The sequence below is a fragment of the Streptomyces pimonensis genome, from assembly GCF_041380215.1.
Classification (GTDB): domain Bacteria; phylum Actinomycetota; class Actinomycetes; order Streptomycetales; family Streptomycetaceae; genus Streptomyces; species Streptomyces pimonensis.
Genome location: NZ_JAHWZY010000095.1, coordinates 1 through 2,023 on the forward strand (window position 1 = coordinate 1; position 2,023 = coordinate 2,023).

Sequence of the window (2,023 nt, forward strand, 5' to 3'; positions counted from 1 at the left end):
GGGGTTCAGTCCTTGCCCATGGCTTTGCGTACCGCGTCCTTGGTGCGGTCCATGAGTGCGGTGACGGGGCCGAGGGTCAGGTTCTTGGCCGCGGACTCGGTTCCGGGGTGGGGCCGGGTGGGGGCCATCGCCTCGGCGGCCTTGAGGGCCCTGGCCATGGTGGCGAGGCCGGCCGCGTCGGTGCTGCGGTGGATGTGGGTGAACTCGTAGCGTTCCTCGGCCCGGGCGTGTTCCTGGACGTCCTTGCGCAGCTTGAGCAGGCGGGGCATGAACCGGGGGTCGTCGGTGTCCGTCCCGTCCAGGGCGGCGAGGGTCTCCTTGGCCGCCCGTTCCTCGGCGAGGCGGTCCTCGACGGTCTGCTCGCCGCCCGGCAGCGCGCGCCGGGCGAAGGGGTGGACGACCTCTTCCTCGGCGGTCTCGTGCACGGCCAGCAGCCGCACCAGCCGGCGGAAGGCGTCGCGGCGCTCCTCGCCGGTGGCGGCCTCGACCTCGTCGAAGAGGTTGCGGATGTCGCCGTGCTGACGCTTGAGCAGGGCGACGACGTCGTCGTCGGCGGCGTGGTCGTCACCGGCGTGCGGCGTGTGCGGCCCGGGCGTGTGCGGCCCGGAGGTGTGCGGCCCGGAGGTGTGCGGTTCGGGCGTGTGCGGTTCGGGCGTGTGCGGTTGGGGCATGTGGGGCTGCCTCACTTCCGGCGCTGCGCGGGATCGGGGTGCTCGCCCTCGGTCTGCACCCGGTAATCACGGCCGAACATCTCGTCGTGCTCCGTGATGACCCGGTCGCTGGGTGGTGCCTCGCCGCCGTGGACGGCCTGCTGCATCCGCTCGAACCGCTCGTGCGCCTCGCGCACATAGCCCGCGCCCAGCGTGGTCAGGTCCATCTGGGTGTCCAGCAGCTCGCGCAGGTACTGCTTGTTCGGCTCGAAGGTGAGCACGTCGGGCAGCCGGGGGGCCAGCACCGAGGCGGGATCGCGGCCGTCGTGCCGGCGCATCAGGTCGCAGGCGGCGTGCAGGTGCTCCAGCTCCATGTTCAGGTGCAGCTCCCAGATCGCCCTGACCTTCGGGTCGCTCTCCTGCTCCATGAAGGAGTAGTACAGGTAGCACTCGTTGTACTCGTGGTTGACCAGCTGCTCCCACCACGTCTCCCCGGGGTCCACGAGGGACTCGTAGTGGGTGACGTGCTCCTCCTCGATCAGCCCGATCTCCTGGTACAGCCGGCGGGCGATCGGCTCCATGTAGGTGGGACCGGTGTTCATGTAGAAGTTCATCGTCTGCTGCTCCGCCGACATGATCGTCAGCGCGTGCAGCTTCGACAGCGGATCGGTTTGCTCCTTGTCGTAGGGGTCACGGACGTTGTCGACCGGATCCCGATGGTGCAACCGCGTGGGCCGGCCCGGCATGACCTCGGTCAGACCGTCCACGATCGACTCGGCCCTGCGGTGCTCGATCATCTCGTACAGATTCGCATACCGGTACAGATGATCGAAGTCCTCCAGCACCCCGAACTGGTACGCCTGCTTCAGATACGGATCCGGCTCCATCCGCGCCACCCACGCCGTCAGATCGACCGCCACCTGCTCGTAGGCGATCGTCGTCTCCAGCACCGACGACACACCGGGAAGCAGCCAGTTCACCACCTTCTGCTGCTGCGCCTCGACATACCGCACCCGGGCCAGCTGCCGCTTGACCTCCGGATCGGCCGTGTGCCGGGCGAGCTGATGACTGAACAGGATGGCCTCCACCTCGATCCCGTTCATCGTGATGATCCGGCACCGGGTGTAGGGATCACACCGGTCGGGATCGATCGGCTCCACATCCAGCTCACGCCAGCTGCGCAGCTGACGGTCCAGCGGGATACCCCGCTGCTCCAGCGGATTGAACGTCATGGAAGGCACCTCCTGAGAACGAGGGGGCTCGTGCGCCGACGGGGTACCCCGTCCCGGACGACGCGCACGGACCGGCTTCCCCACTCTGTCCGCCATGGACGAATTCCGGCCACCGCTCACCGTCGAGGGAGGCGTTGTTCC

At 68.5% G+C, this 2,023-nt stretch carries 2 protein-coding genes; both read right to left on the reverse strand.

Annotated features, from left to right (window positions below; all coding sequences use genetic code 11):
* Positions 1-5 precede the first annotated feature (5 nt).
* Positions 6-671, reverse strand: coding sequence for a hemerythrin domain-containing protein (locus KYY02_RS33460; protein WP_371244791.1), 666 nt, complete (start codon positions 669-671; stop codon positions 6-8).
* An 11-nt stretch (positions 672-682) separates the two neighbouring features.
* Positions 683-1,882: a hypothetical protein gene (locus tag KYY02_RS33465; RefSeq protein ID WP_371244793.1), complete on the reverse strand. Its 1,200-nt coding sequence runs from the start codon at positions 1,880-1,882 to the stop codon at positions 683-685.
* Between the last annotated feature and the right edge of the window lie 141 nt (positions 1,883-2,023).

Bases quoted from the DNA above. Each gene is read 5' to 3' on its own strand.
- KYY02_RS33465 (WP_371244793.1), bottom strand. From the start codon at position 1,882: ATGACGTTCAATCCGCTGGAGCAGCGGGGTATCCCGCTGGACCGTCAG.
- KYY02_RS33460 (WP_371244791.1), bottom strand. From the start codon at position 671: ATGCCCCAACCGCACACGCCCGAACCGCACACGCCCGAACCGCACACC.